The sequence below is a fragment of the Micromonospora sp. KC213 genome, from assembly GCF_004348325.1.
In the GTDB taxonomy this organism is placed as follows: domain Bacteria; phylum Actinomycetota; class Actinomycetes; order Mycobacteriales; family Micromonosporaceae; genus Micromonospora.
This window is the reverse complement of the sequence record NZ_SMKF01000158.1, coordinates 1-14,046: the sequence shown is the minus strand read 5'-3', so window position 1 is coordinate 14,046 and position 14,046 is coordinate 1. Positions and strand designations below refer to the sequence as shown.

General features: G+C 72.8%; 13 protein-coding genes. 7 read left to right on the top strand and 6 right to left on the bottom strand.

The annotated features are described in order from the left end of the window. Window positions 1-7: 7 nt before the first annotated feature. Both E1166_RS24490 and E1166_RS24485 read right to left on the bottom strand, forming a co-directional pair. Entirely contained in the window at window positions 8-820 is an 813-nt protein-coding gene (locus tag E1166_RS24490) for a class I SAM-dependent methyltransferase (protein ID WP_132342318.1), read from the bottom strand. Between the two features lie 48 nt (window positions 821-868). Continuing rightward, window positions 869-1,645, bottom strand: a complete 777-nt coding sequence (locus tag E1166_RS24485; protein ID WP_132269045.1) for an SDR family oxidoreductase — start codon at window positions 1,643-1,645, stop codon at window positions 869-871. Window positions 1,646-1,826: 181 nt separating this feature from the next. Here E1166_RS24485 and mshA point away from each other — a divergent pair, with 181 nt between their 5' ends. The 3 genes from mshA (at window position 1,827) to E1166_RS24470 (ending at window position 4,794) form a co-directional block, all read left to right on the top strand. After that, complete coding sequence (gene mshA, locus E1166_RS24480; protein WP_132342315.1) at window positions 1,827-3,191, top strand: D-inositol-3-phosphate glycosyltransferase; 1,365 nt, start codon at window positions 1,827-1,829, stop codon at window positions 3,189-3,191. Between the two features lie 57 nt (window positions 3,192-3,248). Then, window positions 3,249-3,764, top strand: coding sequence for a YbjN domain-containing protein (locus tag E1166_RS24475; protein ID WP_132342314.1), 516 nt, complete (start codon window positions 3,249-3,251; stop codon window positions 3,762-3,764). 76 nt (window positions 3,765-3,840) lie between these two features. After that, a complete protein-coding gene (locus tag E1166_RS24470) occupies window positions 3,841-4,794 on the top strand; it encodes a hypothetical protein (RefSeq protein WP_132342313.1) in 954 nt (317 codons plus the stop codon). A gap of 543 nt (window positions 4,795-5,337) precedes the next feature. Here the strand turns inward: E1166_RS24470 and E1166_RS24465 are convergent. Then, entirely contained in the window at window positions 5,338-6,651 is a 1,314-nt protein-coding gene (locus tag E1166_RS24465; protein WP_132342317.1) for an MFS transporter, read from the bottom strand. A gap of 151 nt (window positions 6,652-6,802) precedes the next feature. Here E1166_RS24465 and E1166_RS24460 point away from each other — a divergent pair, with 151 nt between their 5' ends. Beyond that, window positions 6,803-7,570, top strand: a complete 768-nt coding sequence (locus tag E1166_RS24460; RefSeq protein ID WP_132269036.1) for a phosphoglyceromutase — start codon at window positions 6,803-6,805, stop codon at window positions 7,568-7,570. A gap of 52 nt (window positions 7,571-7,622) precedes the next feature. Here the strand turns inward: E1166_RS24460 and phoU are convergent, their stop codons facing one another. Further along, entirely contained in the window at window positions 7,623-8,276 is a 654-nt protein-coding gene (gene phoU / locus E1166_RS24455; RefSeq protein WP_132269034.1) for a phosphate signaling complex protein PhoU, read from the bottom strand. Window positions 8,277-8,477: 201 nt separating this feature from the next. Here phoU and E1166_RS24450 point away from each other — a divergent pair, with 201 nt between their 5' ends. Further along, entirely contained in the window at window positions 8,478-9,770 is a 1,293-nt protein-coding gene (locus E1166_RS24450; protein WP_165944423.1) for an ATP-binding protein, read from the top strand. 21 nt (window positions 9,771-9,791) lie between these two features. Further along, window positions 9,792-10,475, top strand: a complete 684-nt coding sequence (locus tag E1166_RS24445) for a response regulator transcription factor (RefSeq protein ID WP_132269032.1) — start codon at window positions 9,792-9,794, stop codon at window positions 10,473-10,475. A 5-nt stretch (window positions 10,476-10,480) separates the two neighbouring features. On the opposite strand, the gene E1166_RS24440 is transcribed toward E1166_RS24445, so the two are convergent. Then, window positions 10,481-11,155, bottom strand: coding sequence for a response regulator (locus E1166_RS24440; RefSeq protein ID WP_132342312.1), 675 nt, complete (start codon window positions 11,153-11,155; stop codon window positions 10,481-10,483). Beyond that, on the bottom strand, window positions 11,152-12,810 hold the full coding sequence (locus tag E1166_RS24435; protein ID WP_132342311.1) for an ATP-binding protein: 1,659 nt from the start codon (window positions 12,808-12,810) through the stop codon (window positions 11,152-11,154). The genes E1166_RS24440 and E1166_RS24435 overlap by 4 nt, the downstream gene beginning before the upstream one ends. A gap of 99 nt (window positions 12,811-12,909) precedes the next feature. Between E1166_RS24435 and E1166_RS24430 the strand changes: the two genes are divergently transcribed. After that, entirely contained in the window at window positions 12,910-13,920 is a 1,011-nt protein-coding gene (locus E1166_RS24430; RefSeq protein WP_132342310.1) for a tripartite tricarboxylate transporter substrate binding protein, read from the top strand. The last annotated feature ends 126 nt before the right edge of the window (window positions 13,921-14,046 follow it).

Here is a 14,046-nt window from a genome sequence, read left to right as displayed (position 1 = left end):
CCCTGGGTCAGGTGGGTGGTCGGTGGGGGGTGGGAGTCACGGCGGTCCAGGGAAGGGTGACCTCGCCTCGGCGCCAGTGCCGGGGACGGCCGTGGACCGGCCAGCCGGCGTCGCGGACCGCCCGCACCGCCTGCACCCAGCGCTGCCGGGGGCCGAACGGAGCGTAGCCGGCGGCTGCCCGCCAGGCGTCGTCCAGGGCGCGGATCAGGTCATGGATCCGCTCGCCCGGGACGTTGCGGTGGATCAGCGCCTTGGGTAGCCGCTCGGCGAGCTGGGCCGGGCTCTCCAAACCGGCCAGCCGGGCGGCCAGGGTCAGGGTGCGTGGCCCGCCGGCGTCGACCAGCACCCAGCTGCCGATCCGGCCCAGCTCGTCGCAGGTCCCCTCGACCAGCGCCCCGCCCGGGGCGAGCCGCCGGGTCACCGTACGCCAGGCGTCGGCCACCTCGCTCTCGTCGTACTGGCGCAACACGTTGAACGCCCGGACCAGCACCGGACGGAACCCGGCCAGCTCGAAACCGCCCCGGGCGAAGGTGAGCCAGGGTGGTTCCGCCGCGGGCGCGGCGGCGGCCACGCGTACCGGGTCGATCTCCAGCCCGACCACCCGCACGTCCGGACGGACCCGGGCGGCGAGCCGGGCCCGCAGCTCGACGGCGGTGACCGGGGTCGCGCCGTAGCCCAGGTCGACCACCAGCGGGTCGGCGGCCACCCGGAGGCGGTCGCCGCAGTACGCGACGATCCAGTTGTCCACCCGCCGGAGCCGGTTCGGGTTGGTCGTCCCGCGGGTGACCACCCCGAGCGGCCGGACCGCCGACTGGCCCACGCTCACCCGGTCCGGCTTTGTTCGCGCTGCGGGGCTCGCACCATCGGCTCACTCCTCGCGCTGCACGGCCCGGTGCACCTTGTGTTGGGCGGCCTGGGCCAGCGGGCGGACGACGAGACGGTCCACGTTGACGTGCTGCGGGCGGGTCGCGCACCAGGCGATGCAGTCGGCCACGTCCTCGGCGACCAGCGGTTCGGCCACCCCGGCGTAGGTGGCGGCGGCGCGATCCGCGTCCCCGTCGAAGCGGTTCAGGCCGAACTCCTCGGTCTTCACCATGCCGGGGTCGATCTCGACGACCCGGACCGGCCGCCCACACAGCTCCAGCCGGAGCGTTCCGGCGACGGCGGTCTGCGCGTGCTTGGCCGCGCTGTAGCCGCCGCCGCCCTCGTAGACGACGTGACCGGCGGTGGAGGAGACGATCACGATGGTGCCGCGGCCGGACGCCTCCAGCGCGGGCAGGAGGGCCTGGGTGACCCGCAGCGTGCCGAGCACGTTGACGTCGTACATCCACTGCCAGTCGGCGACCGAGCCGGCCTCCACCGGGTCGAGCCCGCGTGCGCCGCCGGCGTTGTTCACCAGCAGGGTGACCGGGCCGGGCGCGGCCTGCGCGGCGGCGGCCAACCCGGCGACGGACGCGTCCGCGGTGACGTCGCACCCGACGGCGGTGGCGCTGCCTCCGGCGCCCTCGATCGTGGCGACCAGGTCGGCCAACCGGTCGGTACGCCGCGCGGCGGCCAGCACGTGAAAACCCTCGGCGGCCAGCCGGCGGGCGGTGGCCGCGCCGATCCCGCTGGACGCCCCGGTGACGATCGCGACAGGGGTCATCCCGCCATTCTCCGCCCCGCCGGTCTCGGCGGTGGGCGGGCCGGTGGATGAGGTCGGTCACGCCGGTGGACGGCCCCGCCGTGTTTCCGGACCGGGATCGGGAAGATGGCATCCGGCGTGGCGGTTGACCGAGGAGCGCCGGTCGTGCGGGACGGCATCAACCGTGGCAGAGGGAGCGGACGTGGCGAAGTTGCACACCGGTGTCGGTCGTCAGCGAGGTGCCCTGCCGTGGCCCCGCCCCCGCCGGATCGCCACCGTGTCGGTGCACACCTCGCCGCTGCACCAGCCGGGCACCGGCGACGCCGGGGGAATGAACGTCTACATCCTGGAGGTCGCCCGGCGGCTCGCCCAGGCGGACGTCGAGGTGGAGATCTTCACCCGGGCCACCTCCGGCGACCTGCCCCCGGTGGTCGAGATGGCGCCCGGCGTACACGTCCGGCACGTCACCGCCGGCCCGCTCGAAGGGCTGACCAAGGAGGAGCTGCCCGGCCAGCTCTGCGCCTTCACCGCCGGGGTACTGCGCGCCGAGGCGGCCCGTCCGCCTGGCCACTACGACCTGATCCACTCGCACTACTGGCTCTCCGGCCAGGTCGGCTGGCTGGCAAAGGAGCGCTGGGGAGTGCCGCTGGTGCACACCGCGCACACCCTGGCCAAGGTCAAGAATGCCCAGCTCGCCGCCGGTGACCGTCCCGAGCCGAAGGCCCGGGTGATCGGCGAGGAGCAGGTGGTCGCCGAGGCCGACCGACTGGTCGCCAACACCCGGGTCGAGGCGGGTGACCTGATCGGCCGGTACGACGCCGACCCGGGCCGGGTCGCGGTGGTGGAGCCCGGCGTCGACCTGGACCGGTTCTGTCCGGCCGCCGGGAACCGGCAGGTCGCCACGCACGCCGCCCGCCGTCGGCTGGGGCTGCCCACCGCGGGGTACGTGGTGGCGTTCGTCGGCCGGATCCAGCCGCTCAAGGCTCCCGACGTGCTGATCCGGGCCGTCGCCGCACTGCGCGAGCGGGATCCCGCCCTGGCCGACGAGCTGACCGTGGTGATCTGCGGCGGTCCGAGCGGCAGCGGTCTGGAACGACCCACCGCGCTGATCGAGCTGGCCGCCTCGCTCGGCGTCGCCGACCGGGTGCGGTTCCTGCCGCCGCAGACCGGCGAGGACCTGCCCGCCCTGTACCGGGCGGCGGATCTGGTCGCGGTGCCCTCGTACAACGAGTCGTTCGGGCTGGTCGCCCTGGAAGCGCAGGCGTGCGGCACGCCGGTGGTGGCCGCCGCCGTGGGTGGCCTGGTCACCGCGGTCCGGGACGGGGTCAGCGGGATGCTGGTGGACGGGCACGACCCCGTCGACTGGGCCGCTGCCCTCGGCCGCCTGCTGCCCGACGGGCCACGTCGGGTCACCCTGGGCGCGGGGGCGGTCGGGCACGCCCGCAACTTCTCCTGGCAGCGGACGGTGTCGGGGCTGCTCGCCGTGTACGGGGAGGCGATTGCCGAGCACCGTAGCCGGCTGGCGGCCCGGCTGGCCGGAAACGCGGCCATGTCCTGCTCGTGGTGATCTGTGCTGTCGGTCGCCGTCCGGTGTGCCTGTCCGGTCGACCGTAGAGTGGGTGCGATGAGCGCGAAGAGCGACCTGGCTGTCCTGATCGAGTCCGTCTGCGCTGAACGGGAGCTGGACTGGGAGTCGACCGGCGAGAACTCGTACGCCGTCACCCTGCCGGGCGCCCACAAGCTCAAGACGATCTGCAACCTCATCGTCGGCGAGCACGCGTTGCGGATCGAGGCGTTCGTGATGCGCCAGCCCGACGAGCGGCGCGAGGATCTGTGGGCCTGGCTGTTGCAGCGCAACGCCCGGATGTACGGCGTGTCGTTCTCCATCGACGCGGCGGGCGACGTGTACCTGACCGGGCGGGTCAATCCGGCCGGCGTCGACGCGGACGAGTTGGACCGGCTGCTCGGCGCGGTGCTCACGTACGCCGACGAGTCCTTCGACACCATGCTGGAGATTGGCTTCGGCAGCGCGATCCGCCGGGAGTGGGAGTGGCGGGTCAAGCGGGGCGAGTCGACGGCCAACCTCGACGCCTTCGCGCACCTGTTCGCCCCGTCCCCGGGAGGTTCGGACCGGTCCTGACGGGTATGCCGCATCGCTGCGGCGCGGCAGACAGGGACCCGCCGCAGGCCGAGGACGGACTGTCGAGGAGCGTGCCATGGCTCAGCGGAACAGCTCAGGTCGCGGCGGAACTGCGACCAGGACCAGGCAGGGCAACCAGACCCCGAACACGCCGGGGATCTCCGAGTCGGAGATCTCCCGGATGCGGGTGGACGACATTCGGGGCCAGTTGCGGCGTCGCGGTGTCGCGGGGATCTCCGCGCTGCGCAAGCCGGAGTTGGTGAAGACACTGGCGCGGACGCTGCGGGCGGAGGGGAGTTCCGGTGGCGCCGCCCGTCGCGCCACCGGCCCGGCGGGACGGGCGCCGGCCGGGAAGAGCACCGCCGGCAGGGCCGCCGCGTCGGGGCGGGCGAAGGCCGCGCCGGCCCCGGCCCGCAAGGCGGCCCCGGCTGCCCGTAGGGGCGCCCCGGCGCGCACGGGCAGCCCGATCGCCGGCAAGGCGACGACGGCGCGGGCCGAGGGCCCCGCCGCCTCCCGGGCGAAGGCGGCTCCCGCGAGGTCCGCGCGGTCGAAGGCCGCGCCGGCCTCCCGGGCGAAGGCGGCTCCCGCGAGGTCTGCGCGGGCGAAGGCCGCGCCGGCGCCGGCGACGAGGGCGACGCCCGGGAAGGGCACATCCGCGAAGGCGCGGACCGGCGCTGGCACCTCCCGGTCGGTACGGTCGTCGCAGCTGATCACCGCACCGACCGACCGCCCCGAGCGTCCCGGCCGCAGCCTGGTCACCACGAACCACGAGGTGATCCAGAACTGGGCGCGGGCCCGGGGGGCCCGCCCGGCCACCATCGCCGGCACCGAGCGGAACGGCCGGCCGGGGGTGCTCACCTTCGAGATCCCGGGCTACCGGGAGAGCAGCCGGGTGCAGGTCATCACCTGGGACGACTGGTTCCGGACGTTCGACGAGCGGAAGCTGAACCTGATCTACCAGGAGGAGCTGCGCGACGGGCGGCAGAGCAACTTCTTCCGCACCGAGTCACCTGATCGGGAGGACGGCTGAGGTTTAGGGGAATGGTCGGGGGGAACACCCTGTTGACCACGTCGTAGCCCGGATTAAACCCGCCAGATCGACCAGACCTGCTGTGCCGGGTGAACCCCACTGGATCGGGACAGCTGGTGCTGTGACCGGCGAGACAGTGATCCGAGTTGAAACCAGAATCCGGGCGAACTAACTTTATTGCACCGCGTCACGTTCGGAACCGTTCGGGGGAGCGGTGGATCGATCAGATCCGTGCACCGAGCGAGACGCCAGTCGGGTGGAGCACACCGTTGGGGGACGGTGCCACCCGGGAACCGGCGGCGCGAGCGGGCGACGCTTACGGGGGTGAGTGTCGCCCGCCGCCGCCGGGCAGGCGGTACGAAGCGCCCACCGCGACCACGGTTCGCGGTGGGCGCTTCGCCGTCGGTGCTCACGCCGCGGCTGTCTCCGGTTCCCGTGCCCGTGCGCCATCCTGCGAAAGTCGATCATCGGGCGCATCGAGTCGACCGCGGCGGAGACGTCGGTCCTTGGGTGAGTCGGCTATGGGGGTGCCCCTGGCGTACCTCAGGGGGCCGGGACCGGCACGGTGACCGTGGCCTCGGTCGCCGCAGGGGCCGGCGGCTGGACGGCGGTGACCGGGACCACCGGCTGCGCCGGCGGGTGCAACTGGGCGGCACGCCGCTCCCGGGCCGGCCCGGAGACCAGGTGGGCGACCCCCATCAGTGCGCCGATCACCGCGCAGCCCGGCCAGAGCGCCGCGTTGCCCGCATGCTCCCGGACCAGACCGCCGACCACCGGTGCCGCCGCTCCGGCGACCTGCCAGGAGAGCGAGAACATGCCCTGGTACCGGCCGCGCAGCTCGTCGGGGGAGAGTTCGGCGATCAGGGTGGCGTTGGAGGGCGAGTTGAGCATCTCGCCGACGGTCCAGATCAGCACCGTGAGCCCGTAGAACCAGGCCGCCTCGGCGAACGTGGTCAGCCCGAAGCCGACACCCATCACCACCGCGGCCAGGGCGAGCACGTGCGACCGGTTCCGCCCCCGGATCAGCCGGGGCACGAAGAGCTGCCCGACCACGATCAGGACGCCGTTGAGCGCGATCACCGAGCCGAAGGTGGCCGGGCTCAGGCCGGACTCGCCCATCGTGATCGGCAGCATCGAGATGTGCTGGAGGAAGACCAGCGCACCGAACAGGTTGAGCACCACGAAACCCAGGAAGACCCGGTCGGTGAGGACGGTCCGCCAGGTCCCGGCGGGAGCGGGGGCACCCCTGACGACGGCCGGGGTGGTGGTCCGGCGGGTCTCCCTGACCCGGGTAAAAATGATCAATGCGGTGACCAGTGTGGTCGCCGCGTCCACCACGAAGAGCAGCAGGTAGCCGGCCTGGGCGGCGAAACCGGCGAGCACCGCGGCGCAGGCGAAGCCCAGGTTGATCGCCCAGTAGTTCAGGGAGAACGCCCGCAGCCGATCGGCCTCCGGCACCACGTCGACCATCATCGCGCCGAAAGCCGGTCGGGCCGCCTCGGCGAACATGCCGAGCAGCAGGGCGCCCACCCCGACGGCCCAGAGCGGACGGGCCAGGCCGAGCGCGAGCATCATGGTGGCCGCGCCGAGGTGCGCGGTGAGCAGCGTGGGCCGGCGGCCCCAGCGGTCGGCGAGGGTACCGCCCACGGTCGTGCCGACCGCGCCGCCGACGCCCCACAGGCCCAGCACCAGACCGGCCTGGGCGTCCGAGAAGCCCCGCTCCCGGGTCAGGTAGATGGCGAGGAAGACCAGGACGAACGAGCCGAGCCGGTTGACCAGCGTGCCGGTCCAGAGGTACCAGAAGGGCCTTGGCAGCCCGCCTGTGGTGTCCCGGAACCAGTTCCGTACCGTCCGCACGTCCGCGCCCCCGCTCACGTAATGACCAATCCAGTCGAAGCGCCTTACAACTTAGTGCCGGGCGGTTTCGCCGGTCATCGGTATTTCCACGTGGTGGTCGTCACCACCACCGCCCGCGTGTCCGTCGGTGCGGTGCGGCAGGATGACCAGCATGACTGCGAGCGAAGGGCCCACCGTCGGGACGCTGGTCCTGCTGCGGCACGGCGAGAGCGACTGGAACGCGAAGAACCTCTTCACCGGCTGGGTCGACGTCGACCTGACCGCCAAGGGAGAGGCGGAGGCGCGCCGCGGCGGTGAGCTGCTGCGCGAGCACGGCCTGCTGCCGGACGTGGTGCACACGAGCGTGCTGCGACGCGCGATCCGTACCGCCGAACTGGCGCTGAGCGCCGCCGACCGGCACTGGATCGCGGTGCGCCGGTCGTGGCGGCTCAACGAGCGGCACTACGGCGCCCTGCAGGGCAAGAACAAGAAGCAGACCCTCGACGAGTACGGCGAGGAGCAGTTCATGCTCTGGCGCCGCTCGTACGACACGCCGCCGCCGCCGATCGCCGACGACGACGAGTTCTCGCAGGCGGGCGACCCGCGCTACGCGCTGCTGCCCACCGAGCTGATGCCGCGCACGGAATGTCTCAAGGACGTCGTGGAGCGGATGCTGCCGTACTGGTACGACTCGATCGTGCCGGACATCCTGGCCGGCCGTACCGTGCTGGTCGCCGCGCACGGCAACTCGCTGCGTGCCCTGGTCAAGCACCTGGACCAGATCAGCGACGAGGCCATCGCCAAGCTGAACATCCCCACCGGCATCCCGCTGCGCTACGACCTCTCGCCGGATCTGCGTCCGCAGGTCCTCGGCGGGACGTACCTCGACCCGGAGGCCGCCAAGCAGGCCGCCGCGGCGGTCGCCAACCAGGGCCGCTGACGCTCCCCGACGCAGGCCCCCGGATCTCCGGGGGCCTGCGTCGTGCCGGGGATCAGTTGGGCGCGGATGCCGCCTCTCCGGTGATCAGGTACACCACGTGCTCGCCGGCGTTGACCGCGTGGTCGGCGAAGCGCTCGTAGAAGCGGCCGAGCAGGGTCGCGTCGATCGCCGTCTCCACCCCGTACGGCCAGTCCTCGCCGAGCAGGACGCCGAAGAGGCTCTTGTGCAGGTCGTCCATGGCGTCGTCGTCGCGGTCCAGTTCGGCGGCGAGGTCGGCGTCGGGGCTGGCCAGCACCTTGCCGATCTTCTCGGCCATCCGGTCGGCGATGGCGGCCATGTCGGTGAAGACCGGCCGCAGCTCGGCCGGCACCGCCGGCGACGGGTGCCGGCGCAGCGCCGTCTTCGCGACGTGGTCGGCGAGGTCACCCATCCGCTCCAGATCGGCGGCGACGTGCAGCGCGGTGATCATGGCGCGTAGGTCGGAGGCGACCGGCGCCTGCCGGGCCAGCAGGTCACAGACCCGCTCCTCGACCTGCCGGTAGAGGTCGTCGATCTCGGCGTCCCGCGCGATCACGGCCTCCGACGCCTCGCGGTCGGCCTTCAGTAGGCCGCGGGTCGCCCGGTGCATGGCGGCGCGCACCCCCTCGGCCATGTCCACCAGCAGTTGGCTGACAATCTGCAGGTCGGCCCGGAACTCGTCGCGCATCGTCACTTCCTGGGGTTGGGGGGCCGCCGGAGGTCCGGCGGGTGTCGTCAGCGGTGCGCGGCCCACGGTAGGCCGGGGGGACGGATCCGAGGTGAATTCTGGTGAACGACGCGGGACCCAAGAGTGAACTTCTGCGGAAGTGAGAGTATTTCGTCCTGATCTGGGCGTTCTCTAGGTTAACAATGACTCTACGATCGCCAGGTGGAATGGGCGGTGGCCGCCGTGGTGGCTGTGGCATTGGCGACCGGGCTGGTCGCCGGGCTCGCGCTGGCCCGGCACCGGGGATCGTGGCGGCGCCGAGCGGCGTCGCCCGGGAGCATCGGCTCCCGGTGGAACAGGGGGAGGCCCGCGATTCCCGACGACCAACAGGGCGGGCTGCCCGGGCTCGGCCGCAAGACGATCGACTCACTCCGCGCCGGGGTGGTGGTGCTCGACCCGGACGACGTGCCCGTCGTGGTCAACCCCGCCGCCCGGGCCATGGGGCTGCTGCGTACCGGCGTCACGCCCGGTTCCATCGCCGCCCACCCGCTGATCCGTACCCTCGCCGGGCAGGTGCGCCGCACCGGCGTGCGGCGCGAGATCGAGCTGGACCTGCCACGCGGCCGCGACAACGCCGGGGACAACCCGCTCGGCGTGCACCTGCGGGCGATGGGGCTCGGCGCCGGCTACATCTCCGTCGAGGCCGCCGACGTCACCGAGTCGCACCGGCTCGCCCGGGTACGCCGCGACTTCGTCGCCAACGTCAGCCACGAACTGAAGACCCCCATCGGCGCGCTGCAACTGCTCGCCGAGGCGCTGCTGGACGCCACCGAACCGGCATCGGCCGGCGCCCCCGACCTCTCCGAGGATCTCGTCGCCGCCCGCCGCTTCGCCGAGCGGATCCAGCACGAGTCCACCCGGCTCGGCCGGCTGGTGCAGGAGCTGCTGGAACTGACCCGGCTCCAGGGTGCCGAGCCGCAGCCCCCGCCCGAGCCGGTCGCCGTGGACTGGGTGCTCGCCGAGGTGCTCGACCGGACCCGGACCGCCGCCTTCGCCCGGGACATCCAGGTGGTCATCGAGGGCGAGAAGGGGCTCACCGTCTACGGCAGCGACACCCAGCTCGCCACCGCGGTGGCGAACCTGGTGGAGAACGCGGTCAACTACTCCGGGGACGGCACCACCGTGCGGGTCACCGTCCGCAGTGACGACGAACACGTCCAGATCGCCGTCGCCGACCAGGGCATCGGCATCGCCCCGACCGACGTCGACCGGATCTTCGAACGGTTCTACCGGGCCGACCAGGCCCGCTCCCGGGCCACCGGGGGCACCGGCCTCGGCCTGGCCATCGTCAAGCACATCGCCAGCAACCACGGCGGCCGGGTGGAGGTGTCGAGCACCCTCGGCGGAGGGTCGACGTTCACCCTGCGGCTACCCGCGAGACCTCCGGACGACCTGCAGACGCTACTGCCGTCGAATGGGATCGAGGCCGGCCCGGCCGAGCTTCGCCAGGTCTGACCAAGGAAAGGAAGCACCCCGTTGAGCCGCGTTCTGGTGGTCGAGGACGAGGAGTCGTTCTCCGACGCCCTGTCGTACATGCTTCGCAAGGAGGGCTTCGAGGTATCCGTCGCCGCGACCGGCCCCTCCGCCCTGACCGAGTTCGACCGGACCGGCGCGGACATCGTCCTGCTCGACCTGATGCTCCCCGAGATGTCCGGCACCGAGGTCTGCCGGCAGCTGCGGCAGCGCTCGCACGTGCCGATCATCATGGTCACCGCCCGGGACAGCGAGATCGACAAGGTGGTCGGCCTGGAGATCGGGGCCGACGACTACGTCACCAAGCCGTACTCGCCCCGGGAACTGGTCGCCCGGATCCGTGCCGTGCTGCGGCGGCAGAGCACCGAGGTCGCCGAGACGGGTACGCCGACGCTGGCCGCCGGCCCGGTCCGGATGGACATCGAACGGCACGTGGTGACCGTCGACGGTGCGCCCGTCCAGCTCCCGCTCAAGGAGTTCGAGCTGCTGGAGCTGCTGCTGCGCAACGCCGGCCGGGTGCTCACCCGGGGCCAGCTCATCGACCGGGTGTGGGGCGCCGACTACGTCGGCGACACCAAGACCCTGGACGTGCACGTCAAGCGGCTGCGCTCCAAGATCGAGCCGGAGCCGTCCGCGCCCCGGTACATCGTCACCGTCCGGGGCCTGGGCTACAAGTTCGAGCCGTAGGCCCCTCAGCCCACCCAGCCGTAGCGGCGCTCCGGACGGCCGGCCGAGCCGTACCGCAGGGTCACCTCCGCCCGACCGGTGTCCGCGAAGTGCTCCAGGTAGCGGCGGGCGCTGACCCGGGAGATACCGACCGCCCCGGCGCACTCGGCCGCCGAGAGGGTGCCGGACCGCTCCCGCAGCGCCCGCTCCACCAACTCGGCGGTCTCGGGGCTGAGGCCCCGGGGCAACGCCGAGGTGGCGAACTGGGTGCCGCTGCGCGACAACACCCGGTCGACGTCGGCCTGGTCGGCCACGACCGTCGCGCGCGGCGCGTTGCGCCGGGCCGCGTACTGCTCCAGCCGGGTCCGCAGCTCGTCGAAGCCGAACGGCTTGAGCAGGTAGTTGACCGCGCCGTAGCGGACCGCCCGGCGTACCGCCTCGGCCTCCCGGGCCGCGCTGATCACCAGCACGTCGCAGTCGTGCCGGGCGGCCCGCAGCCGGGTCACCACGTCCAGCCCGAACATGTCCGGCAGGTAGAGGTCGAGCAGCACCAGGTCGGGGCGGAGTTCGCCGACCGCGGCCACCGCCTCCTCGCCGGTGCTGGCCGTGCCCACCACCCGGAAGCCGGCGACCCGTTCCACGAAGCCGCGGTGGATCCGGGCCACCATGAAGTCGTCGTCGACGACCAACACGTCGATCACCGGGCCACCTCCGTCGCGCCGGTCACCGACATCCGGGCCGTGAACATCGCCCCCTCCTCGGTGTTCGCCACCGCCACCTCGCCGCCCCGACGGTGACAGACCAGACGGGTGAGCGCCAGGCCGATGCCCCGCTCACCGCCCTGGGCGGCCTTCGTGGTGAAGCCGTGGGTGAAGACCTCCTGGGCCAGCTCGGGGGCGACCCCGGGCCCGGAGTCCCGGACCACGATCTCCACCGAGGAGGCGTCCCGACGCAGCTCCACCTCGACCCAGGCGGGTGGCTCGCCGTCCACCGGCTCGCCCCGGCCCACCGGCTCGCCCCCGGCGACCGCCTCGACGGCGTTGTCCACCAGGTTGCCCAGCACCGTGGCCACGTCCGCGGCGATCGCCGGTGCCAACCGGTCCAGGCCGGTCCGCTCGGAGATCCGCAGCTCCACCCGACGCTCGGCGGCCGTCGCCGACTTGGCCATCAGTAGCGCGGCCACCGCCGTGTCGTGGATCCGGCTGGTCACTGTCAGGTCGAGCGAGGCCCGGTGCCGGCTCAGCGCGTCGACGTACCGGACCACCTCGTCGTACTCGCCGATCTGGATCAGCCCGGAGATGGTGTGGAGCTGGTTGGCGAACTCGTGGGTCTGCGCGCGCAGCAGCTCCGTGGTGCTGCGGAACGAGCCGATCTCCTGCTCCAGCCGGGCCAGCTCGGTGCGGTCCCGCAGGGTGGTCACCGAGCCGAGCCGCCGGCCGTCCTTGCTGACGGTCATCCGGTTCATCACCAGCACCCGGCCGCGCCGGACCACCACCTCGTCCCGGGCGTCCGGGTCGCTGCCGGCCAGCACGTCGCGCAGCCGGCCGCCGATGCGCAGGTCGGCGAGGCTGCGCCCGAGGCAGTCCTCGGGCAGGTCGAGCAGCCGCCGGCCGACCGCGTTCACCAGGGTGACCCGCAGTTGGGGGTCGAGCGCGATCACCCCCTCGGCGATGCCGTGCAGCAGCGCCTCCCGGTGCTCGGCCAGGCCGGCGATCTCGCGCGGCTCCAGCCCGAGCGTCTGCCGCTTGATCCGCCGGGCCAGCAGCCAGGAGCCGACCACCCCCAGCACGCTGGCGATACCCAGGTAGGTGAGCAGGTACGAGGACGCGCCGACCAGCCGTTCCGACCAGGTCGGGGCCGCCTCGCCGACGGTCACCACGCCCAGGTGGTGGCCCACGTTCTTCTTTTGCACGTCGGCCCCGAGCACCGGTACCTGGGCCACCAGCTCCCGTGAGCCGCCGAGCTCCAACTCGCCGGACCAGGCACGGCCCTGCGCCACCCGCGGGTCGCCGAGCACCAGCAGGCTGCCCACCAGCGTCGGATCGGTGGAGGCGACCACCCGGCCCCGGGCGTCCGCCACCGTCACCGAGGTCACCCCGGACTGGTCGAGGGTGCTCTGCACCAGCGGGGCGACCCGCTCCGCCGGGGCCGGCTGGCTGAGCTGGTCGCGCAGCACGGGGTGGCCGGCGAACTGCTCGCCGAGGGCGGTCACCCGCCGGCCCTCCACCCGGTTGAAGGTGGCCGCGGACTGCGCCAGCGACACGGCGGCCACCGCCACCAGCACGACGACCACGATCGCGAGCTGGAGTACGAGCAACTGCCCGGCCAGGGTGCGGCGGGGCGTGACCGTGACCACAAAGACCTCAATTTCCGCTGGTGACAGAAGGCAGACGTGGCGTCCGCCCGGGGGCCATCATCTTGCCGCCGGACTCCTTCGAAACGGAAGAGAAACAAGATGGCAACTCGGATAAAACTGCTGGCCATCGGTGCCGCTGCCGCCACGGCGCTGGCCCTGGCCGGGTGCGGGGCCACCGCCGACAAGAACGAGGGCGCGTCCGGCGGTGGGAACGGCAAGCCGGTCTCCGGACTGCGGATCATGGTGCCGAACACCCCGGGCGGCGGCTACGACACCACCGCCCGCACCGCGGCCAAGGTGATGGAGGACGCCAAGATCGCCACCGGCGTGCAGGTGTTCAACCTGCCCGGCGCGGGGGGCACCGTGGGCCTGCAACGGACGGTCAACGAGAAGGGCAACGGCAAGCTCGCCATGCAGATGGGGCTGGGCGTCGTCGGGGCCTCGTACACCTCCAAGTCGTCGGCCACGCTCACCCAGACCACTCCGCTGGCGAAGCTGATCGAGGAGGCCGGTGCCATCGTGGTGCCGAAGGACTCCCCGTACCGGACGATCGCCGACCTGGTCGCGGCCTGGAAGGCGGATCCGAAGAAGATCGCCGTCGGTGGTGGCTCCTCGGCCGGCGGCCCCGACCACCTGCTGCCCATGCAGCTCGCGAAAACCGTCGGCATCGACCCCCGCCAGGTCAACTTCGTCTCGTACGACGGCGGCGGCGAACTGCTGCCGGCCCTGCTCGGCGGCAAGGTGGCCTTCGGGGCCAGCGGCTTCGGCGAGTTCCTCGACCAGGTCGAGGCCGGTCAGATCCGAGTCCTCGCGGTGACCAGCGAGGAGCCGGTCGAGGCGCTCAAGGACGTGCCGACGCTCAAGTCGTCCGGCATCGACCTGGTCTTCACCAACTGGCGGGGCATCGTCGCGCCGCCGGGGATCAGCGACGCCGACAAGCAGGTCTGGATCGACGCGCTGACCAAGATGCACGACTCGGACGAGTGGAAGGCCGAACTGACCAAGCGCGGCTGGACCGACGCCTTCGTCACCGGCGACGCGTTCGCCACCTTCCTCACCGAGCAGGACAAGTCCGTCGCCGACCTGCTCAAGCAGCTCGGACTGGCATGACCGGCAGGACGACCCGACCTGACCGGGGCGGCGACTCGTCGCCCCGGCCGGCGGAACCGACCGTGCCGGACCAGGCGGCGGCGCCGCGCCGGGAGCAGGCGGGGCCACCCCCCTCCCCGTCCACCC